This is a genomic window from Legionella dresdenensis, assembly GCF_042649825.1.
GTDB lineage: Bacteria > Pseudomonadota > Gammaproteobacteria > Legionellales > Legionellaceae > Legionella_C > Legionella_C dresdenensis.
This window is the reverse complement of sequence record NZ_JBHSAB010000011.1, coordinates 28,030-50,735: the sequence shown is the minus strand read 5'-3', so window position 1 is coordinate 50,735 and position 22,706 is coordinate 28,030. Positions and strand designations below refer to the sequence as shown.

Genomic DNA, 22,706 nt, shown 5'->3' with positions numbered 1-22,706 from the left:
CTACGCGGAAATAAAAAAAACGTAGGTTGGGCTGTAAAGCCCAACACTTCTTTCACTCCTGCTTTTTCTCAGGTAAAGCCAGTGCCAACAGGCTTGCTACTACCAGCGCCGCCGGCACAGTGGTTAATGCCCACTGATAATCATATACACTATAACCCTGTCCGGGCTCCTTCAAATAATCAAGCAACAACCCAATCAGTGGTTGCATTAACGGTGCAGTGAGCATTGCCAGAGTATTGGTAAAGCCAGTGCAGGTTGAAACCGCGTCTGGCGGCGATAACTCATTGGCTACCGTATAGGTAAGCATATAAGCGCCGCAGCAAATACCCATGGCAAATAATATCAGCGCCATCATTTGGATGCTGCTAATCGTGGCAAACAAGGCAACCAGCATAAGCACAGCCGTTGATAGCGCTGAGCCGACCATTAAAGGGCGTCTTCTAAAATGATTGGTCAGATAACCATACGAAGGGCAACTGATAGCAGCGCCGCAAAATAACATCGCATCGACCAGACTGGCTTCTTTCAGGCTGCAGTTTAATTTCAACTGTAAAAAGGGAATTGCCCATAATGCACCAAACACAGTGATTATGGTAAAGCACAGGCCGACATATAACCCATTTGCCCACAGTCGGGCGGAGAGCGCTATTTGTTTAAGCTGCTGCAGTGTTGAATGAGAAACCGGTTTGGTATTTTTTTTGTTAGCAGGAATAACACAAAAACATAATATCGAAATGACGATCCCGGCTACTCCGGCACCATTTACAAATGATCTCCAGCCCAAGTGGCTAATAAAAGCGCCCAAGCCGATAATACCGGCTACTGTTATCATAAAGCCCAGAGTTTCCGAGAGGCCGAACATAAACGCAAAACGATTCAGCGGAAAATGTTCGCGCAGCAAATGAGAAAGGCCGACAAACGCAAATGAAGCGCCAGCGCCAATCAATAGCCGGGCAATAAAAAACAGTAGCACATTATGACTGTGCGCAAATAAAAAACAACCAAAGCTGCAAATCAGAGCCGTGCTGCCTAACAATAAACGAGTGCTTCGGCGATCAAACAAAATCCCGACCGGGATTTGCATAGTTGTGTAAACATAGTAAAAGGCACTGCTCAGCAAGCCGGCAACAAGCGCGGTGAGCTGCATTTCCCGCATAATGTAATCAAGCACTACTCCGGAGGATAACTGGATAAAAAACTGAAATAACACAAAAGAAACACCGGTTAGCCAGATGCTGACGGCAGAAAATGAGGCTTGATAGGGAATACTTGCAGAGGACATGGGGCTCATGGGCAAAAAGGGTGAATATATCCTTTTTACTGGCTGTGTTGCAAGTTTTGCGTCAAAGGAGTGTTGGGCTGCACTTTGTTTAGCCCAACATTCTGTTTCTAACCAGGTAGCCTACACATCCTCAGCCAATGCAAACCACTCCTCCTCGGCCTGATTTAACGCCTGCCGTAATTTTTCCTGTTCTTCAAGCAGACGCTTGAGTTTATCATGCTGGGTTTGCTCATATAAGGCAGAATCTGCCAGCGCGGACTCCAGGTCGGCGAGTTTTTTCTGGTGGCTGTCAATTATCTGCTCCAGTTTTTTCATCCGGTTTTGCTGGACTTTACGTTCTTTATAATTCACCGCATTAGCCGAACTGGCTTCGAGTTTTTCAGTTTGATTTTGCCTGGTCAGGAGCCAATTGTAGTAGTCGTTCAAATCACCGCTAAACGGTTGTACCTGCTGTTGATAAACCAGATAAAAATCATCGACGGTGGTACGCAGTAAATGCCTGTCGTGAGAAATCAGAATCAACGCGCCTTCATAGCTCTGTAAAGCGATTTCAATCGCTGCTCGCATTCCCAGATCCAGGTGGTTAGTCGGCTCGTCAAGTAAAAGTAAGTTCGGTTTTTGCCAGACCAGTTTAGCCAGCGCAAGTCTTGCTTTTTCACCACCTGAAAAATAGGTAATCGGATTAACCGCCATATCCCCGATAAAATTAAACCCGCCGAGATAATCGCGAATCGTCTGCTCGCGGGCGTCAGGCGAGAGAGCCTGTATAGTCTGCAGAGGGCTTAAGTTATTATCGAGTTCCTCCAGTTGATGCTGGGCATAATAGCCAATTTTCAAATGTGGCGAGCGGTGAATGATGCCTGAAATCGGCTTAATTGTTCCGGTCAGTGTTTTGATGAGGGTTGATTTACCTTCACCATTTGGACCCAACAAGGCCAGCCTGCTGCCAGGGTTTAAAACCAGATTCATTTTCTTTAATATGGGCTTGTCAGAATCATAACCGCAGAAAACCTGTTCACACTGAAGCAATGGATTACCGGCGCGAGGGCAGGGATAAAATTCAAATGAAAACGGCGAGTCAACCTGAGCCTGAGCTACCACCTCCATTCTGGCAATAGCCTTTAATCGGCTCTGTGCTTGCTTGGCTTTTGACGCTTTAGCGCTAAAGCGTTTGACAAAAGACATTAAATGACCAATTTTCTGCTGCTGCTTTTCATAGGTTGCCTGTTGCAAGGTCAGCTGTTGTGCACGTGCCAGTTCGAAGCGGGTATAATCACCGGTGTATAAATTCATTGACTGTTGTTCAATATGCAGAATATGGGTCACAAACGCGTCAAGAAACTCGCGGTCATGCGAAATCAGCAACACACTGGCTGGTGTTTGTTTTAACCATTTCTCCAGCCAGAAAATAGCTTCCATATCCAGATGGTTAGTCGGTTCGTCAAGCAGCAACAGATCAGCCGGTTTCATCAGACACCGAGCCAGACTTAACCGCATCCGCCAACCGCCTGAAAAACTGTTAACCGGATTAGTTTGCTGGGAGGCCTTAAAACCAAGACCGGACATAATCGTAGCCGCCAGAGCAGGTTTACTGTAACCGCCGGTTTGGTTTAAACGCTCATGGCACTGGACAACCAGTTCATGATTACCGTCCTGCTCCGCTTTGATCAAAGTCCGCTGCAGATGGGCATATTCGTCATCCCCTGCAAGTACAAAATCCAGTGCCGGTTCTTCGCTGTCTGGTAATTGCTGCGACAAATAACTGATGCGGAGCTGCGGGTTTAGCTGGCACTCGCCTGTATCGGCAATCAACTGTCCCAGGATTAAACCAAAAAGGCTGGATTTACCGCAGCCATTATGGCCGACCAATCCCACCTTTTGCTTTTCAAATAAAGTGACCGAGGCGTCTTTAAGGAGAACTTTATTACCACGGGAAAGCGTAATCTGGCGGAGGGTTAGCATGATGGTTACTGGCTGTTAAAAGCCGATATGATATCATAACGGCTTTTACCGGGCTACGTTAAATAGCGGGTATAAAATTTGCGAAATAGCCGTTATAATATCTGCAATTGATTAGCCAGGCTGTTTAATGAAGAAGCAAGATTTTTATTTCGATTTACCACAGGAATTAATTGCCCAATATCCTCTCGCTAACCGCAGCGATTCGCGTCTGTTAAGCTATAACCGCAAGACAGGGCAATATGGTCATTACCAATTCCGGCAATTGTCAGAATTGCTGGAGCCAAATGATTTGCTGGTTATGAACAACAGCAAAGTAATTCCTGCCCGGTTTTATGGTACCAAGCCCACTGGCGGTAAAGTGGAATTTCTGATTGAGCGGCTGCAGCAGAATAATACTTTTCTTGCCCACATCAAAGCCAGTAAAGCGCCAAAATCGGGGATGATTATCGATCTGGAGCAGGGCTGGCAGATTGAAGTGCTGGCGAAGCTGGATGATTTATATCATTGCCGCACTCTGGGCGATACGGAAGCCATGCTGGAAGACATTGGCCATATTCCATTACCCCTCTATATCGAGCGCGGTGATGAAACCAGCGATCATGAACGCTACCAGACTATCTATGCCATGCACAAAGGTTCGGTTGCCGCCCCCACCGCCGGCTTGCATTTTGATGATTTTGTGTTTGCTCAGCTGCAGGAAAAAGGGATTGGCATTGCCTATACCACCTTGCATGTTGGCGCAGGAACATTCAGGCCGGTGCGCTGCGACAATATTTTAGAACATAAAATGCACAAAGAGCAGTGCGTGGTCAGCCAGGCGTTATGTGATGCGGTTGCTGAAACTCGTAAGAAGGGGGGCAGAGTCATTGCAGTCGGTACTACCGCGATGCGGACACTTGAAAGCGCGGCAACAACCGATGGCCAATTAATTGCTGGAACTATGGATACTGATATCTTCATATATCCTGGCTACCAGTTTAAATTATGTGATGGCCTGCTTACCAACTTCCACCTGCCGGAATCAACGCTGCTAATGCTGGTTTCAGCGTTTATAGGCCATCCGGAAGCAATGGCCCTGTATCAGGAAGCCATTACCCGGCGTTACCGATTCTTCAGTTATGGCGATGCCAGTCTGTTGCTTTAAGGATATCTATGTCACAACATAAACAAAATCAAATTGCTGTACCGGTTTCTACCACAGCGGGAAGCTGCCTGACCTGGGATAATTTGGCTCAGGCAAAGGCTGAAACCATAGTACTGGCTCTGGATGAAATGCTGATGAAGCCCGGTATTGATGTATTGAAACAGCTGGTCAGTCTGAAAGATTATTACCATTGGCAGGGCAGGGTAGTGATTGACGCCTCATTGCTGCCATTGCCAAACCGGGAAGGGGTTTACTCTATCAAATCCCGTTATGAAGGGAATGTGATCCGGATTGCAACCGAAGATTTATGCCGGTTACTGCGCTCTCTGGCGCCGGATATCCTGATTTTACCTGCCAGTAAAAATAGTATGACGCTAAAAATCTGGCAGGATTTGCCGGAAACAATTTCCTGCTACACCACTGATGGCAACTATGAATTAAGCGGTAATTTTGCAGGATATTGCCTGTATTTTGATGATCAGCAAAGCGGATTTACCGATTTTGTGGAAACAATTAACTTAAGCGCCAGCCCCCTTTACCTCAAAGGCAATTTCACCTCAGAGCAATTGGCCCAGGTAGTGGAGTCTGGTCATATCGTTGAATCCAACCGGCCTGCAGAAGATGGCATGTCCGGAATTATTTATACTGCAGAAGGCGACTGCAATATCCTGGATAGCACCAGAGCCAATGAGCATACCCTGCTCGACAAGTCTTGCACCTGTCCCGTATGCAGCCAGCAATTAACCCGTGCGTATTTTCATCATTTGCTGCAGCAAACACCATTACTTGCCCAACGCTTTTTGATTTTACACAACCTTTTTTACAGCCTGAACCACTCTGTTCATTTACGTAAGCCTTAAATGTCGCTATGATGTGACGCTTTATGATAAAACAGCGGATTTAGGAGAGTAGGTATGAGTTTTTTTATAAATAGCGCTATGGCTGCCACAACAACAGCGGCTCCAGCTGCACAGGCTGATGGTACAATTTCGCTGGTGATGATCGTTGCCATTTTCGTTGTGTTTTATTTCATGCTGATAAGACCACAGAACAAACGGGCCAAAGAGCACAAAGAATTAATGAATAATCTGAAAAAAGGTGATGAGGTTCTGACAGCAGGCGGTATTTTAGCCAAAATTGTTAATCTGGATGAACAATTCATCAAAGTAGCCGTTGCTGAAGGCGTTGAGTTGAGTGTACAGCGCAGCGCTGTCAGTGCAGTTCTACCCAAAGGCACTTTAAAATCCCTTTAAGTCTGATTTAGAGACATGGAAAATGCATAATAAATATCCGATGTGGAAAAATGTGGCCCTTATCCTCCTTGCGGTGGTAGGGCTTATCTACGCGCTTCCTAACCTTTATAGTGAAGATCCGGCAATCCAGATATCTTCTGAGAAACCAATTGATATCAATCAACTGTCTGAGCAGGTCGGCACTCTGCTCGATGACGACGGCATAAACTACGATTCAATACAGACTGCCAAAGAAAGCGTCGAAATCCGTTTTGCATCGACAGATACTCAGCTTAAGGCTCAGGATGTGCTTAAAAACGGCCTGGGGCAAGGCTATACTGTTGCGTTGAATCTCGCTCCCGCTACACCGTCCTGGTTTAGCAAAATTGGCGCCGAGCCGATGAAACAGGGGTTGGATTTGCGCGGAGGCGTTCATTTCCTGCTGGAAGTAGATGTTGACAGCGTAATCAACCGCCGTTATGAAGGATTGATGAAAGGGATAGGCCAGAACTTGCGTGAAGAGGGTATTCGCTATGCCGGTATCCGTTTTCTGAATGACAAGGGGATTAACATCCGTTTCCGCAGCGGTGATGAAATGGACAAGGCTGCTGAAAAAATTCAGGAAAATTATCCTAATCTGGTAATTGCTAAAACCGCAGAAAGCAATTCATTAACAGCAACGCTTTCGCCTGTCGAACTCAATAGCATTCGTCAGACTACTATTGAACAGACCATGAGCATTTTGCGTAATCGAGTTAATGAATTGGGTGTAGGCGAAGCCGTTGTTCAGCAACAGGGCGCTACCCGGGTTGCGGTTGATTTGCCCGGTATACAGGATGCGGCGCGCGCCAAACAAATCCTTGGCGGTACTGCGACTCTGCAATTCTATCTGGTTGACCAGGAGAGTGATCCGGTATTGGCAAAACAAACTGGCGCAGTACCGGTAAACAGCAAATTATACATGATGGAAGGTCAGCCTATCCTGCTTAAACGCCAAATCGTTTTAAGCGGTGATTCCATTACCAGTGCTGTTTCAAGTTTTGATCAGCAGACTGCAACGCCTGCAGTGCAGGTTCAGCTTGGCGGAGGCGGTGAGGCTTTGTTTACCAAAGTAACCCGTGAAAACATCGGCAAGCGTATGGCCATCGTTTTTGTAGAAACCAAATCGTACCTGCAAACAGCTGGCGATGAAACGAAACGTGTGACTAAACGTGAAGAACGCGTTATCAGTGCGCCCGTGATTCAGAATGCCCTGGGTAACAACTTCCAGATTACTGGTTTGTCTGACAGTAAGGAAGCCGGCAACCTGGCGTTATTGTTACGCGCCGGTGCGTTGCCTGCGGTGATCTACCCGGTTGAAGAACGGACTGTCGGGCCTTCGCTTGGTAAAGAGAATATCCATCGCGGTATCGTTTCGCTTGAAGTCGGTATGGGTTTAATTCTGATCCTGATGCTGGTCTATTATCGTTTCTTTGGTCTGGTTGCCAATATCGCGCTGTTCCTGAACCTGATTTTATTAAGCGCCTTGTTGTCGATCATAGGTACAACACTGACTTTACCGGGTATAGCGGGTTTCGTACTGACCGTTGGTATGGCGGTTGACGCGAACGTGTTGATTTATGAACGGATACGGGAAGAGCTCCGAGCAGGCATGCCGCCCCAATCTGCAATTTATGCCGGTTATGATCGCGCATTTGCGACAATTCTTGATGCTAACATAACAACGTTAATTGTCGGTATTGTCCTGTTTGCAGTAGGAACCGGTCCGGTTCGCGGGTTTGCGGTTATTCTGTCCCTTGGACTGATTACCTCCATGTTGACCAGCGTTACTTACACGCGTGCGATTGTAAACTGGTACTATGGCGGCAGAACCGTTAAAAAACTCTCTATTGGTATTTAAAACGAGGCTGAGATGGAATTTTTTAATCCAAATTCTAAAATTGATTTCATGGGGGCAAGGAGATGGACTGCCATATTCTCAGCCCTGATATTTATTATTTCCATAGCGGCGCTCTGTGTTAATGGCCTGAAATGGGGGCTTGATTTTACGGGAGGTACCCAAATCGAGGTATCTTTTCCGCAAGCTGCGGATCTCGATAAAATCCGGGAAAATCTCTATAACGTGGGTTTTAAAGAGGCTCAGGTAATCAGCTACGGTACTTCCAGAGATGTATTGATTAGCATTGCGCCGCATGATGATATAGAGCAAGGGGTATTGGTTGACAAAGTAATGTCGCAGCTGCCTGGTGCGCAGAAACAGCGAGTCGATTTTGTCGGGCCGCAGGTGGGCGAGGAGCTGGCAACCAAAGGTGCGCTTGCTATCATTGTATCACTGTTGGCTACCATGATTTATATTGCCATGCGTTTTGAATACCGCCTTGCTGTCAGTTCGGCGGTGGCTCTGATTCACGACCCGGTATTAATTCTTGGTATATTTGCCATGTTCGGCATTGAGTTTGACTTGAAAGCATTGGCTGGCCTGCTGGCTGTTATCGGGTATTCGCTTAACGATACCATCGTAGTATTCGACCGCGTTCGTGAGAACTTCGTTAAAATAAGAAGAGCCACTCCGCTGGAAATCATGAATACCTCGATTAACCAGACTTTATCAAGAACCATCATGACGTCAGTACTGACTCTGTTTGTAGTTGTTGCCTTGTTTGTATATGGCGGTGAAACAATCCGTGGTTTCTCGTTAGCGTTGATTATCGGTATCGTAATAGGTACCTATTCGTCAATCTATGTTGCCGGTGCGTTAGCTGTAGTTATGGGACTGGATAGAAAAGACTTCCTGCCATCGCAACGCAAAGAGATCGACGAACGTCCCTGAAAATCTCATTCATGTAGTTGGGCTGTAAAGCCCAACATTTCGATTATAAATCAAACCATACACTGTTGAAATTCGTGTAAGCAACGTCCCTGGAGTTTTTTTAAACAAGATTTAATTTTGAATTGAGATAGATTTTTCAATCTCACTTCGATATGCCCCCTCTCCCGCGTAGAAGCTTTGATAGTATGCTGATACCTTTCGTGGGAGAGGGTTGGGGAGAGGGAATGTCACAGATGGTCATTGATGATGAAGTACGGCCTCACTGACTCGAATATTAGAATAGTGTTTTTAAAGCAGGCAAACAATGTGAATTCTCCTTGCTGCCTGAGCAGAAAAACTAATTTATAAAATTCCGAATTAACGTACATTTACGAAGAAAATGCTTTCCTAAAAACATTAAAAATAATTGAGCTAAACTGTCAGCTTGTTCTCCAATTAAAAAGCCATTTCCATTACAAATTTCACGGAGTTTTTTTACTGGTACATCTAGCATTGAAGCAAGTTGATTAATATCCATGTCGCTATACTTGGCCAAAACATCAATTAAAATTTTCTGTTTATTTCCTTTACTACAAAAGTCAATTTTTACTGATGATTCTGGGAATTCTAATGTACAACTCATTTAGCTGTTCTCCTCAATTCAAGTTAATTTATTTTTGCAAAACCCTACCTGATTAAATTGACGTGGTCTAATAGAAGCGACCAACCCAGTTAAGCTATAATGACTTAACTGGAGAAGAAAATGGCTTAATGGCCATGACAATGTACTCAGCTTTATATTCAAGCGATTCGATGTTATGAAAAATCTGGGTTTGAACAAGCAGATTATAGTGAAAATGAAGCCTACTGTATCATGCTAAAGAGCATGGAAAAGAGATGATTTATGGATATTAAAATAGTTTATTTAAAAGAGCACCCTGAAGTAATTCCAACACTTGCAAAAATTTGGCATGAAGTCTTAGGAAGGATTTGGGTTCCTGATATTTCCATTGAGCGGGTTGAGCAACGATTTCATGATCATTTAAACGATAATTTACTACCACTTACCTTTGTCGCATTAAAAGGTACCCAAGCAATTGGGGCTGTATCTTTACGAGACAATGATGGAATAAGACCTGATCTAAAACCGTGGCTAGGATCGCTCATTGTCGATAAGGTCTATCAAAATCAAGGTGTAGGGAAAATATTAGTCGAGAAAATAAGACAAAAAGCGCTTGATTTGAATTTTAAAAAACTTTACCTTTTTACATTCGATCCAGCTCTTCCCGACTACTATGAAAAGCTAGGTTTTAAAATCATTGGATTAGATACGTTCAAAGATCATAATGTTACTGTGATGGAAACATGTTTATGAATCTACCTATAGATTTTTTAGATCAGCCATTAGCAATCACATGGGCAATAAATCACCTTAGAGAAAATGGCTATGAATTAGAAGGTACCTTTATACCTGTCAGAATTATGCCGTGGTCACAAGTTTATTGTATTACTACATCGCAGGGAACAATATATTTAAAACAAACAACTGCCGTTTTTTCTATTGAAGTGGGTTTACTATCCTACCTGACTATATCGTTTCCTCAAATATTGCCCAAGTTAATAGGTTGTAACAATAATTTACATTGTCTCTTGATGTGTGATGGCGGGACTCCTCTTAGAAATTTTTTACAAACCACCTATCAACCGGAGCTTGCAAATAAAGGGCTCAATATTTACTGTAAACTTCAGCAAGAAACTTCGAATAAAATAGACACACTTCTAGCTTTAGGCGTTCCTGACTGGAGGTTAAAACTACTTCCCTCGCTTTATTTAAAATTACTAAGTGAAGGGACTTTCTTAAAAAATGACGGCTTAAAGCAAATTGAAATAGATAATCTAAAAAAACTGTATTCACAAGTTCAGGAACTCTGTCATAGCTTATCTCAATATTCTATTCCAGAAACCATTGAACATGGTGATTTTCATGACAATAATATGTTGCTTAATAATGAGAATACTCTAATTATTAATGATTGGGGTGATACTGTAATAACGCATCCCTTTTTTTCAATGACTTCTTTTTTAGATAGCCTTTCTCGTAATCATAATATTAATGCCGATGATCCTGTAGCGCAAAATTTAACCGAAAATTACTTAAATTTCTGGCTGAAATACGAATCAATATCAAATTTGAAAATAGCGTTTGAACTTGCCAGGCGGTTAAATAATATTAAATTTGCATTGAGTTTTTTTCGCATAGCCCAATGTCCAGGGATGGAAGATTTAGGTCAATATAAAGGTATGATTGCTAAAGCGTTAATTGAGTTTGGACAAAATGAGCGGAATCAATGAATTATCTCCTATCGCATTCTAGTCTAATAAATTCAAAAAAATTACTGTCTCGATAACAACCCGTTTTTGATAGAAAAATATCAGTATTCATCGGTGTTTAAAAACACGCCCTAGCTTGTTGATGATTATTTATCTATTAGAAACCCATATTTTAATCATACTATTAAAAATTCAATAACAATTAAGGTAATTAAGAAATATCAAATTTAAAAAACTATTTAAGTTGCAGTTTGTGATATCGTTGAGCCGTTATTACAGACAGTATCTTCATCGATAACGAGATCAAAAAAGCCAACTCTAACAGCTTTATTTTTTTCGTCTGTTTTTTCCAATGCTCTTTGGGCGACAAAGGCGTTAATCAATTCCAGTCCTATGAAATTATTAGCCAATTTAGCTGCTGCTTTTGCTTGCTCCAAAACATCGTCGAGTATTGTAGGCATCCGTATAAATAAAATGTTACATAATAATATTCTGGTCAATTCAATTTGATTGGGTTGTGCTGCGGAATTAATTAAGGCCTCTTGATAATTACAGGTATCAAGAATTTCCTGTTTTATTTTTCTATCAATGCAATCCAAAGTTTCTATAAGACTGTCTATGCAGTGCAACTGAAGGTGCTGAAAGAGGAAAGAGTCGTTAAGCTCCCGCAAAATCCATTTTTGCTCAGAAATACTAACTTTGGATGTAAAATTAAAAGGATTATTAGTTTTGCTTATCCCATTTGGAAAAATTTTATTTTGCCAGGGATCAGCAACAATAATTGCTTCATTATCTAAAAATAATTCGGCATCGACAGTTATAGCATCTAAGTCGATATCGAAGATATCGCTTTGAAGTAATTTATTGAGACGTGGAATAATAAGCACAAACCCATGATTAACCAGTTCGCTTTCAAACGCTGCATAGAAAACTCTATAGCGTTTAGCTAAGTAAGGTGTATTGGCTAGCAGAGCAGATAAATAAGTTGCTTGATCCCCACAGTCGCCAATGCGATATTGGAGCATTAAACGAATGCAAGCGTATGAGTCTTGTTGGGAGGCAAAAGCCTCAATTGTATTGTATATTAAATTTTGCTTATTTCCCATTTTTTTATAGAGACCAAATTCACCTCTATCAATATTATTCAAAGTGCCACTTACAGAATAATCTATTTGTGATGCGATGAATCTGCAATAAAGTTCCACATAAAATAAAGCTCCGTTTTTCATTTAATTTCCTTTTTTTAGAAAAGAATATTGCCTAAATAGCTATGGAATAACTATCCAGTTCCTATGGAAGGAGAGCCAAGCTGGGAGGTTTATCTTGGCGTTTGGGCATTTGTTCCATTCAACCCTATTAAGCGGCATTATCAATATCAACTACCAAACGTAATCCTTCTCGGTTAAGCATATCTTGCAAACATAGGCGCACAAATTGTTTTTCAGAGTATCCTAATTTACTTGCAAATAAAGCAGCCATCTTAGGACTTATAAATCGTCTATTGCGTTCAATGTCACATAAGTTATGGCGGGAAATACCAAGCAATTTAGCAAAGTCAACTTGGGTCATCTCTTCACCTTGACGTATCGCTAATAAGTAATCCCCTAGCGTTGGCTTTTTCCCCAATAAAGACTCTAAAAAATCTAATGCTTCTTTTGATTGATTAGTAATCATGTTTATTTACCTCAATAATTTCGACAATTTCCATATTGCCTCTTTGTTCATTTCATAAATTGCCCGATAGCCTTTACTTAAACGAATAGAGCGCTGTCCTTTCTTTTTCCTTGAAGGGGCTCATCATGAAAGCCCGGAATTTTTCTAACCTCTAATAAACCATCATGGGTTACTGCTTCAATCCACTCATATAATTTAATGGCAATGTAAGGAGGCACCTTCATTAAATCTTTTTGCGCACCCTTTTGAATAACCACTTTATATTTATTCATTGCTTATTATTATTTTACTTTATACATATATTGTACTCAATCGTTGGGAACATTTCAAGTTTGTGAAGGGAATAACGAAAACGAGAAGTTTATATACTCCCTGAATGGTCGCCTAATAACTGGTTTTACTGTATAATATAAAACCACAAGCTTCGTGGAATAAATTATGTTTACAGAGCAACAAATTAAAATGGCTAAAAAAGCAGGCATTGAATTTCCAACAGCAAAACCGTTATTTGATGTAGCTCCCATTAGTGGAAATCAGCAAAGGTGGTTAGAAAAACATAATAATGCGCCTATAAGGCAATCTATTGCTAAAAAAATAATTGATAATATTAACTATATTTCCTTTGCTACCTTTCTCGAACAATTAAAAAAAGTAGTTGCTGCGTTTAATTCAACCTGTAATGAACCCTATGTTTTATGGATTGGGGGAGGGTACCAAAAAATACAAGAAGGATGTAGTAATTTATGGGTTACAAGTTTAGCGCTTGAACATTGTCAGTTACGTTGGCCTGAGGCAATTTTGGCCGGTACGCCTGCTTTACTTACCTATTTAAAAGCTAACCCTAAGGCTCATATTTTATATTTGGATGATGCTTCTTATACTGGCACCCAACTGAAAAACAATTTTTTTGATTTACTGTCATTAGTAAAAGATGAAAACCAATATCAACTGAATCTATATCTAGGCATACCTTATCTATCGTCAATAGCAATTGCCAGTATTGAATCTATAAAATCCAGACTTAATTATTTTTTAGATAACAGTATCACTTTATTGCCTCATGAAAATATTCCCTTAATGATGCAGCTGTTCACGGACGAAGAAAAAAATTACCTTACAGAACATCAATATTTCCGAGCGAATGATATTAGCCTAAGCTATTTTCAGCATAGATTTCCAGATGAAGTTTCCACCTTCCAAAATCTTATCACCGGTAGCAAAATAGAAGAAAGAGGGGCTGTTAGTATGCCTGACAATGCGCTTCCGTTAGTACCGCCTTATATTATCTCTCCCTATAAATTTCATACTTGCTCTGCAAAAAGCAAGCTAGCTTCGCTACCGCATCGGCCAGACTTTTTTGGAAAACGTAACGATGAGTTCATACCAGAACGTTACCCCGAAATAAAAGATTTAACCGATGCGTTTAAAATTTTACTAGATACTATTGCTAAGGAAGATTGGAAGTTGGGTTATTTTTGTGGCTTTTTTACCGGTTTAGGTGGAAAGAATGTGACTATTAATAACAAACAAATTAAAGTGCCTCATCGTATTGCTGATATCATTGAGTATGTTCAAAATGCTATTGCCACGGGCGAAAACGATAAAGCTCAAATTTGGCAGAAAGTTCATGAAATTAGAAATCAGGCTTTATCAATAAAAACTTATAGTCGCAGTAAAGATACTCAGACATTTTATAAAGAGCGAATAAATAGCCTTTCTCAGTGGAGTATTTAATGTAAAATAGGATAGTTTTGTAATTATTATGGCCAACATTAAGATAGATCAGTCATTTGCTTGCCGATTGGGCTCAAAAGCACCAAATAACACTATTGTTTACCCAGACGGGCAATCCACAACAAAATGCTTATGTTGAGCGATATAACCGAACAGTAAGGTACGACTGGCTTAATCAGTATTTATTTAGTACGACTGCTGAAGTGCAGGAGTTTGCCACTCGATGGCTTTGGTCTTATAATGATGAAAGACCCGATATGGCTATCGGTGGTATTACACCACAGCAGAAACTGGCTTTAATAGCTGCTTAATTCTCTATTTTTGATGTCAGTTAAAAATGGGGGATTACCGATTATTGTCAATTTTATAATTTTCTTTTTCGCCATTGTATAAGGATATTTTCTATGAGGTTGTTTGCTATATTTCGTTGTGTTATTTTTATTATCAATTTCATGGGATTTATGGCTATAGCCCAAGCTGGAATTCCTGTGTGGGAATTCGTAACCAATCCGGTTTTCCCACCTCAAGTTACAGTCAACCATAATGCAACAGTTACTGTCCAATACACACTGATTAACCATTCTAAAAAGCCTCACCGTCTGCTAATGCAGCCGATAACTGGCATTTACCAGCTCTACCCATGCGTAGCCCAAGGGGGAGGGACCTGCGAATTGGTTTTAAATATCGTTGGTAGTGAATTACCTGCTACAGGCTGGGCAGGAGGCCCCGTTCTCTGCGAAGCAGGTGATACCACTACCCCAAATGCCAACCAGTGTTATCAGCCAAGCCCTGATAATAGCTTACTAATTACAGTTGCAACTGAGCCGCCGGTTGTATTAGCTTCTATTACAGTCTCTGGTTCACCTTTAAGTATGTATATTGGCTATCCCTCAGTTAGTGCACCTGCAAGGTCTTTAACTATTACTAATACATCGTTTAGTAGCGACTGCTTTAAATGTAACAGCAACATTACCTGCCGATTGGTCTGATGTTATCCAGGATTCTTCTCAGTGCTTAAGCTTACCGCCAGGGGCCAGTTGCCAGTTATTGTTTACCGCTGGCAGTACCGCACATGAGTATACAGCTGTGCCTATTTCTGGCAGTAATACTAATACAATAAATGCAAATCTGGCAGTAACCAACTCTTGGATAGCTGATCCTAGTGATGTACAGATAATTGTGCCAGATTTAGATAATAATCTGATTTATTTAGGCGGCAATTTTACATATATTGGCCCTAACAATGGATCAGCCGTTACCTTAAATGACACAACCGGGGAAGCGATCGTAGGTACGCCAAGATTTAATGGAACCACTTCGGTTGTAATTCCAGACGGGGCTGGAGGATGGTATGCAGGCGGAACTTTTACCAGGGCTGGTAGTGTGGCACGTAATCGCATTGCTCATATTTTAGCTGATGGCTCTTTAGACCTTAATTTTAATCCAAATCCTAATAATACTGTCTCAACTTTGGTTTTAAGTGGTAGTACTCTTTATGTTGGCGGTAGTTTTACTAACATTAGTGGCCAAGCTCGCAATAATATTGCTGCGCTTGATGCAGCCACAGGCGTAGCAACTAGCTGGAATCCGAATGCTACTGGGGGTGTCGTTAATACCCTGGCAGTATCTAGTGGAGTAATCTATGCTGGCGGTACGTTTACTCAAGTTAATGGACAAGTGCGCAATCGCATTGCGGCTATTGATGCGGTAAGCGGCGCGCCTACTGCCTGGAATCCTAATGCTACCAGTGGTGCTGTCAATACTATTGTAGTTGCTGGAAGCACTATTTACGCAGGTGGAACCTTTACTAATATTGGTGGACAACCCCGAAATCGTATAGCAGCTTTAAATAATACTACAGGGGCGGCGACTGGCTGGAGCTCCAATATTGGTAATAATGCAGTAAACGCTTTAGCAGTTGATGGCAATACAGTATATGCTGGGGGAACTTTTACGTTAGTTAATGCTCAAGCGCGCAACCGTATTGCAGCAATTGACGCAACAAGCGGAGCACCTACTGCCTGGAATCCGAATGCTACGAGTGGTGCAGTTAACACAATAGCTGTTGCAGGTGGAACTATTTATGTTGGTGGTTCTTTTATCGACATCGGTGGTCAGCCTCGCAACCGAATAGCTGCCCTCAATGCAGGAACAGGCTTGGCAACTAGCTGGAACCCAAATGCAATTAATACTGTTAATTCACTATCTATTGATAATAATACAATTTTAACTGGGGGTGCGTTTGGCAGTATAGGTGGCCAAACACGCAATCGAATAGCTTCTCTTAATGCATCTACAGGAGCAGTTACTAGCTGGAACCCTAATGCTAATAATACGGTATATGGTATTGCGCTATCAAGTAATGTTGTTTATGTCGGTGGCAGTTTCACCAACATTGGTGGTTCGGCACGTAATCGGCTCGCGGCGATTGATACTACTACAGGTAGTGCAGTGCCTGGCTGGGCGCCCTCTGCCAGTGGTAGTGTATATACTGTGACTTTAGATAATGGCCTGGTCTATGTTGGTGGAAACTTTAATACGATTGATGGGCTTGCTCTTCCCCGCATCACTGCTATTAATTCCACGACCGGCGTACCAACCGGATGGAACCCTAATGTTAATGGTGCTGTATTAACCCTTAAAATAAGTGGTAATGTAGTATATTTTGGTGGTAGTTTTACCACAGTCAATGGCGCAGCTCGCAGTAAACTTGCAGCAGTAGATAAAACAAGCGGATTACTTTCTGGTTGGAATCCAAACGCAGGCCCTTCTGGCGCTAACGTTAATTATATACTGCTCACGAATGGCGTTGTCTATGCAGGCGGAAGTTTTACAAGCATTGGTGGGGCATCACCACGCAATCGCTTGGCCGCTTTAGATGCGACAACTGGCTTAGCTACCGCCTGGAACCCCAACCCTAATGGCACTAATATTTATGCTTTAGCTTTAACCGGAAATACACTTTATGTAGGTGGCGACTTTACTACTATAAACGCCACAGGCCGGAATCGGCTAGCGGCATTTAATACGGTTAGTGGTTCGCTAACGGCCTGGAATCCTAATCTTAATAATACGGCCTATTACTTGGCTTTAACGACAGGAACTGTTTACATAGGTGGTAATTTTACTTCTATAGGTGGCGAGCCGACACCATTGTTTGGCATAGTGTCACAATAATACTGGTAAGAGGCGTTACGCCGAATTGATAAATAATTATCAACTAATTATCGCCTTTTGCAAAAAATAATCCTGTATAAAGGGTCTTGATTGGCCTGGGACTAAAGATCGTCTTGCTAACTTTAAGGGAACGTATAACGCGTTACCTGATTGCAGTCAAGAACAGTAATAAAACAGCAAGCGCCACTGAGACATGAAAGACTTGATGAAAATTAACATTGTGCACTTATCATTTTAATATCTTCATTAAGCCTTGCCAATTCTTCAGCCCTTTGTTTTTCCGGAAGGCATTGCGGCTTGAAAAAATTGTCGCGGTTATGAGCAATTTTTAAGGTAATTTCCCGGGCATTATTGGGGTTCTGTGGTTTGGGAACAGTGATAATTGTTTTAATCTCGTTAACTATTCGCGTTATACAGCGATGAATGGCCTTATGTTCCTGCTGCTCAAGCGCTACCAGCTTTTTATAAGCATTATCCCCATTTTCTTTCAGCCGGCGCTGAATAACTTGCGAAACTTCATCATACCCCATGTTTATGTTGCTATGAATGTCATACCATTCGAGATTTAACTGGTGTCTTAATTTGGTATTATCCTGACGCTGCTTTAACTTTTCGGCTTTCAGCTGTCCTGTCTTATGTGAGCTGGCGAATTGAGCTTCTATGTCATCGCATTTTTGTATTGCTTCAATATACAGGTTACGTACACGTATGGCATTCGCTTCACCAAGGGCTCTTTCCATTCGCATATTAATCTGAAATTCAGGAATTTCAAATTTTCCTCCGTAATACCATTGGCGGATTGACTGAGCGATAGCATCCTTTCTGGAAATGTAAAAGCTTGTAACCATAAGTCCAATAATGAGTGCCGGAATAAATACCGCAACAAAGGCCAGTTCTGGTAACGCTAAAGGAGTCAAGGCGACTGATATGGCTATAATTACGCCAACGGTGATCAGAACAGGGACAAGACTTCTGAACGCTTTGCGGTAAGGATTTCGTTCTTTTAACGCGATATCACGATATTCATCATATATCGGCATAAATGGGCTAAGCAGACCTGCGAAAATTGATTTGGTTTCAGAAATATTAGCGGCAAAGCGATAATAGTTATATAGGTCAAGTATAGCCAGGAACGAGTTTTCATTCTGCGTAGAAAAACTGGTTGCCTGAATAAAGGCGTGAGCATCCGCAAGTTTATCAACAAAACTGGTGGTTTCATTGACCAGTTTATTATTCCAGAACAAATAAGAAACCGAATTCATCAAACCTTTCGCTTCGCCAAGCTCGGAACAGTGCCAGGTTTGGTTATTAATTAGCTTAAGCCGGGCATCGACAATAGCGTGTAATTCAGCTTCATAGTCCTCAAGCCACTCAGCCAGCTTCAAAGTCTGATTGTTTTGTATAGCGTCAAGAATTTTTTTAGCAAGCCGCTTAGCCTGTTCTTCATTAAAATGATCGAGGTTTACCATATTCATGGTTGAACGATGGACTTCACTAAAAACAGAGAGAAAAATCTTCGTCAAAGAGCGTACTTCATAGTCGATGCTATTTGCCCATTCCTGTGGTGATGATTTTTGAAAGTGATAATACAGATTATCAATAAAGGTTATATCATTATCAATAAAAGTTATATCAGGCGATTTTTCAAAGCGATAATTTAACAGCGGTAACTCAGATGCCAGCTTATCTAAATGATTATAAAGGTTGGCAGTAAGTTGTTCTTCTTTTTTGTAGTTGATCTTTTGATGAAAATGATTAAATTCAGTTGCTGTTTTAAATGCCTCCATCCATTGGTTTAATGCTGCAGTTTTATCGCTTAAATAATTGACGAGACTGAAACCAAACCAGCTGTTTTCATTTATTACTTCTTCAATGTTTGTAAATACATCGCTTTCGGAAAGCGCCTTGCTAAATGGCGCTTGCGCCAGCTGAGCTATTTCCTCAGGATCCAGAGCGCTTAAATCATCGATTTCTTTCGTCAGGATGCTGATAATAATGTCTTTTTTTAGCGCCAAATAGTCAGGATTCGTTTGATAATCCTCAAGGTAGCTGCTTTTTTGCCTGTTTATAAGTTGTTGGAGCAAGAGTGTGGTATCGTCATTCAGCCACGAAGTAAGCGTTCGAGTAATAAAACCCGATTTTTCACTTTTTTTTAATTGTTCCTTTTTTAATTTTTCATACTGTTCACTGATTGAAACGGCAATATGATTAACTAACATATTACCAGCCTCTGTTTCCCGAAACTGCTCACGTCTTTCTTCGGATAAATAATTATAGCCGGGAATAATTTTAGTGATAATTTCAAAAGGTGTCATAAGCGATTTTCAGTATGCAAGATGGAGATATTTTTACCATAGAAAGCTTAACGTTTTATTAATTTAGGGTTGTAAGTGTTGAGAAATGGAGTGTTGGGCTTTACAGCCCAACACTCCATTAGTTGGATGATTAATTACAGTGCAGGTTGGGTTGGAAAGCCCAGCACTCCACCTATAATGTTTCAATTGTCGCACGATTATGCAACAGCTTTTCCCGTGCAATTTGTGCCAGACTCAGCTTTTCTTTTTCTTTGGCTATAATCTCTTCCGGTGCGTTTTCAGCAAATTTGGGATTATTTAATTTACCTTCAGCCAAAGCGATATCCTTGTTCAGTTTACTGATTTCCTTATCAAGACGCGCAAGCTCCGCGTCTTTGTTAATTAATCCCGCCATCGGGATTAATAACTCCATTTCACCGACAACAGCTGAGGCAGAGACTGGCACGGCTTCATTACTCTCCAGGAAATGAATATGCATCAATTTACTCAGCGCTATTAAGGTCACATGGTATTTTTCAAAAAGCGCACGTTCTTCGCTGGTGGCATTTTTAACCTGTAACGGAATCAGCTTGCCAGGTGAAATCGACATTTCGCTGCGGATGGTACGCAGTGACTGGATGACTTCCTTAACCCAGTTCATTTCCGCTTCAAGCTCATTATCAATGAATTCTTCCCGGACATGGGGGAAAGAGGTCAGCATGATGCTTTCACCATTCTGGCTGGTAAGCTTGTTGGTACGCTGCCATATTTCCTCGGTAATAAACGGCATAATCGGGTGAAGCAACTTTAATATCTGATCTAACACATGAATTAAAGTGCGGCGAGTTCCACGCTTCATAGGCGCTAAGGCATGCTCATCGTAAAGTACCGGTTTGGAGAGCTCAAGATACCAGTCGCAGTACTCATACCAGACAAATTCATAAAGCGTATTGGCAAGCAAATCAAAGCGGTAAGTGCTTAAATAATGATGAGTGCTGGCAATGGTATGTTGCAGGCGGGAGAGTATCCATTGATCGGCCGGGCTATATTGAAAAGCGCCATCCTCCAGATCTGCCTGCTCAACATCTGTATTCAGCAATACATAGCGCGCCGCGTTCCACAGCTTGTTACAGAAATTACGATATCCTTCAACACGCCCCATATCAAAACGGACGTTTCTGCCAGTTGATGCCAGTGAACAGAAGGTAAAACGCAAAGCATCAGTACCATAGGCTGCAATGCCGTCCGGGAATTCCTTGCGTGTAGCTTTGGCAATACGCTCCTTGACTGAGGTAAGTACCAGATTCGATGTTCGTTTGGCTACCAGATCATTGATATCAATGCCATCGATAATATCGATAGGATCAAGCACATTTCCTTTCGATTTCGACATCTTATGGCCTTCGCTGTCACGAATCAGCCCAGTTATAATCACATCTTTAAACGGAACTTTACCGGTAAATTTAAGCCCCATCATAATCATCCGGGCAACCCAGAAGAAAATAATGTCAAACCCGGTTATCAAAACTGAAGTTGGATAAAACGTTTCAAACTCAGGCGTACGCTCAGGCCAGCCCAAGGTTGAAAAAGGCCATAAGGCAGAGGAGAACCAGGTATCGAGAACGTCCTCATCTTGCCGTAACGCTACAGAATCCTCGAGGTGATATTTAAACCGGACATCATTTTCGCTATAGCCGACATAGACATTGCCCTGATTGTCATACCAGGCAGGAATACGGTGTCCCCACCATAATTGCCGGCTGATACACCAGTCTTCAATATTCTCCATCCACTGGTAATAGGTTTTATTCCAGTTTTCCGGTATAAAACGGATTTCGCCTTTTTTAACCGCATCAATTGCCGGCTCGGCCAAAGGTTTAATTTTTACGTACCACTGATCAGTCAGTAACGGCTCTATCACAACGCCTGACTTTTCACCACGGGGCACTTTTAATTTATGCGGTTCAATTTTAATTAGAAGGCCTGCTTCTTTTAAATCGTTTACAATTTGCTCGCGTGCAACGAAACGATCCATGCCCTGATAGGCAATCGGCGCGTTTTTGTTGATAGTCGCTTTTTTAGTCAAGATATTAATCGCAGGCAGATCATGGCGTTTGCCCATCTCATGGTCGTTAAAATCGTGGGCTGGTGTTATTTTAACGCAGCCAGTGCCAAATTCCGGATCGACATATTCATCGGCGATAATGGGAATCAGGCGATCGCAAAGCGGTAATTGCAGTTGTTTGCCAATAAGGTGTTGAAAGCGGGTATCATCGGGGTGGACAGCAACCGCTGTATCGCCAAGCAGGGTTTCAGGACGGGTGGTGGCAACGATAAGCGATTCATCAGAATCGGCAACCTGATAACGGATATGCCACATAAAACCGTCTTCTTCTTCGGATAGCACTTCCAGATCAGAGACTGCCGTACCTAATTTCGGATCCCAGTTAACCAGACGTGTGCCGCGATAAATTAATCCTTCGTCATAGAGTTGAACAAAGACTTTTTGTACTGCTGCCGACAAACCCTCATCCATCGTGAAGCGTTCACGCGACCAGTCTACGGAAGAACCAATACGGCGCATCTGGCTGGTAATTTGGTTGCCTGATTCTTCTTTCCAACGCCAGACATGTTCAAGAAACTCATCCCGAGTCATATCTTTACGCGACATGCCTTTGGCTTCCAATTGCCGTTCTACTACTAACTGGGTTGAGATTCCGGCATGATCAGTGCCTGGCTGCCAGAGCGCTCTCGCACCCTGCATTCGCTGATAGCGGGTCAGAAGATCCATTAACGTATGCTGGAAGCCGTGTCCCATATGCAGACTGCCAGTGACATTTGGCGGGGGAAGCATAATGCAGAAGTTACTGCCCTCACCACGCGGTTCAAAAAAGTGGTGGTTTTCCCAATTCTCATAACACGATTGCTCGATGTTTTTGGGAGAATAAGTCTTATCCATGGGGTTTGCCTGTTGTAATAAAAGCGGCAATTTTAACATGTCTTGGCTTCTGGTTGAAGCGGTAAAAGTCAGGAGGCTATCCTCATCTTTTTTAATATACACGTTGGG

Annotated in this window: 18 protein-coding genes and 1 pseudogene; 11 read left to right on the top strand and 8 right to left on the bottom strand. The window is 42.1% G+C overall.

The features are described from left to right. Positions 1-52 precede the first annotated feature (52 nt). Positions 53-1,282 (bottom strand): MFS transporter, encoded by a 1,230-nt coding sequence (locus ACFORL_RS06570; RefSeq protein ID WP_382342298.1) that lies wholly within the window; start codon positions 1,280-1,282, stop codon positions 53-55. A gap of 120 nt (positions 1,283-1,402) precedes the next feature. Next, the gene (locus ACFORL_RS06565; RefSeq protein ID WP_382342296.1) at positions 1,403-3,244 is read right to left on the bottom strand and encodes an ABC-F family ATP-binding cassette domain-containing protein; all 1,842 of its coding nucleotides are present in this window, start codon (positions 3,242-3,244) and stop codon (positions 1,403-1,405) included. Positions 3,245-3,371: 127 nt separating this feature from the next. Between ACFORL_RS06565 and queA the strand changes: the two genes are divergently transcribed. The 5 genes from queA to secF are packed head-to-tail and all read left to right on the top strand — an operon-like array spanning position 3,372 to position 8,450. Next, positions 3,372-4,388 carry a tRNA preQ1(34) S-adenosylmethionine ribosyltransferase-isomerase QueA gene (gene queA, locus ACFORL_RS06560; RefSeq protein ID WP_382342294.1) on the top strand — a complete coding sequence of 339 codons (1,017 nt, stop codon included), beginning with the start codon at positions 3,372-3,374 and terminating at the stop codon, positions 4,386-4,388. Positions 4,389-4,396: 8 nt separating this feature from the next. Then, a complete protein-coding gene (locus tag ACFORL_RS06555) occupies positions 4,397-5,248 on the top strand; it encodes a hypothetical protein (RefSeq protein ID WP_382342292.1) in 852 nt (283 codons plus the stop codon). 54 nt (positions 5,249-5,302) lie between these two features. Continuing rightward, a complete protein-coding gene (yajC, locus tag ACFORL_RS06550; RefSeq protein ID WP_382342290.1) occupies positions 5,303-5,641 on the top strand; it encodes a preprotein translocase subunit YajC in 339 nt (112 codons plus the stop codon). Positions 5,642-5,663: 22 nt separating this feature from the next. Beyond that, entirely contained in the window at positions 5,664-7,520 is a 1,857-nt protein-coding gene (gene secD / locus ACFORL_RS06545) for a protein translocase subunit SecD (protein ID WP_382342288.1), read from the top strand. Between the two features lie 12 nt (positions 7,521-7,532). Then, the gene (gene secF, locus ACFORL_RS06540) at positions 7,533-8,450 is read left to right on the top strand and encodes a protein translocase subunit SecF (RefSeq protein WP_382342286.1); all 918 of its coding nucleotides are present in this window, start codon (positions 7,533-7,535) and stop codon (positions 8,448-8,450) included. Between the two features lie 337 nt (positions 8,451-8,787). Here the strand turns inward: secF and ACFORL_RS06535 are convergent, their stop codons facing one another. After that, positions 8,788-9,072 carry a hypothetical protein gene (locus ACFORL_RS06535; protein ID WP_382342284.1) on the bottom strand — a complete coding sequence of 95 codons (285 nt, stop codon included), beginning with the start codon at positions 9,070-9,072 and terminating at the stop codon, positions 8,788-8,790. 261 nt (positions 9,073-9,333) lie between these two features. On the opposite strand from ACFORL_RS06535, the gene ACFORL_RS06530 reads away from it, so the two are divergent. Continuing rightward, complete coding sequence (locus ACFORL_RS06530) at positions 9,334-9,804, top strand: GNAT family N-acetyltransferase (RefSeq protein ID WP_382342282.1); 471 nt, start codon at positions 9,334-9,336, stop codon at positions 9,802-9,804. After that, a complete protein-coding gene (locus ACFORL_RS06525; RefSeq protein WP_382342280.1) occupies positions 9,801-10,781 on the top strand; it encodes a phosphotransferase in 981 nt (326 codons plus the stop codon). Before ACFORL_RS06530 ends, ACFORL_RS06525 begins: the two co-directional genes overlap by 4 nt. 218 nt (positions 10,782-10,999) lie before the next feature. Here the strand turns inward: ACFORL_RS06525 and ACFORL_RS06520 are convergent, their stop codons facing one another. The 3 genes from ACFORL_RS06520 to ACFORL_RS06510 form a co-directional block, all read right to left on the bottom strand. After that, positions 11,000-11,989 carry a hypothetical protein gene (locus ACFORL_RS06520; RefSeq protein WP_382342278.1) on the bottom strand — a complete coding sequence of 330 codons (990 nt, stop codon included), beginning with the start codon at positions 11,987-11,989 and terminating at the stop codon, positions 11,000-11,002. 127 nt (positions 11,990-12,116) lie between these two features. Beyond that, positions 12,117-12,434 carry a helix-turn-helix transcriptional regulator gene (locus ACFORL_RS06515; protein ID WP_382342276.1) on the bottom strand — a complete coding sequence of 106 codons (318 nt, stop codon included), beginning with the start codon at positions 12,432-12,434 and terminating at the stop codon, positions 12,117-12,119. A 77-nt stretch (positions 12,435-12,511) separates the two neighbouring features. Continuing rightward, positions 12,512-12,706, bottom strand: coding sequence for a type II toxin-antitoxin system RelE family toxin (locus tag ACFORL_RS06510; protein WP_382342274.1), 195 nt, complete (start codon positions 12,704-12,706; stop codon positions 12,512-12,514). 166 nt (positions 12,707-12,872) lie between these two features. Between ACFORL_RS06510 and ACFORL_RS06505 the strand changes: the two genes are divergently transcribed. The 4 genes and pseudogenes from ACFORL_RS06505 (at position 12,873) to ACFORL_RS06490 (ending at position 17,345) form a co-directional block, all read left to right on the top strand. Beyond that, on the top strand, positions 12,873-14,168 hold the full coding sequence (locus ACFORL_RS06505) for a hypothetical protein (RefSeq protein ID WP_382342272.1): 1,296 nt from the start codon (positions 12,873-12,875) through the stop codon (positions 14,166-14,168). A 47-nt stretch (positions 14,169-14,215) separates the two neighbouring features. Beyond that, a pseudogene (locus ACFORL_RS06500) lies at positions 14,216-14,479 on the top strand (integrase core domain-containing protein); the annotation flags it as partial. Positions 14,480-14,572: 93 nt separating this feature from the next. Next, positions 14,573-15,157 (top strand): hypothetical protein, encoded by a 585-nt coding sequence (locus ACFORL_RS06495; RefSeq protein ID WP_382342269.1) that lies wholly within the window; start codon positions 14,573-14,575, stop codon positions 15,155-15,157. Positions 15,158-15,254: 97 nt separating this feature from the next. Then, positions 15,255-17,345: a beta strand repeat-containing protein gene (locus tag ACFORL_RS06490; RefSeq protein ID WP_382342267.1), complete on the top strand. Its 2,091-nt coding sequence runs from the start codon at positions 15,255-15,257 to the stop codon at positions 17,343-17,345. Positions 17,346-17,557: 212 nt separating this feature from the next. Here ACFORL_RS06490 and ACFORL_RS06485 read toward each other — a convergent pair whose 3' ends face one another. Both ACFORL_RS06485 and ACFORL_RS06480 read right to left on the bottom strand, forming a co-directional pair. Beyond that, positions 17,558-19,660, bottom strand: coding sequence for a hypothetical protein (locus tag ACFORL_RS06485; protein WP_382342265.1), 2,103 nt, complete (start codon positions 19,658-19,660; stop codon positions 17,558-17,560). A 172-nt stretch (positions 19,661-19,832) separates the two neighbouring features. Beyond that, positions 19,833-22,598: a valine--tRNA ligase gene (locus ACFORL_RS06480; protein WP_382342313.1), complete on the bottom strand. Its 2,766-nt coding sequence runs from the start codon at positions 22,596-22,598 to the stop codon at positions 19,833-19,835. Between the last annotated feature and the right edge of the window lie 108 nt (positions 22,599-22,706).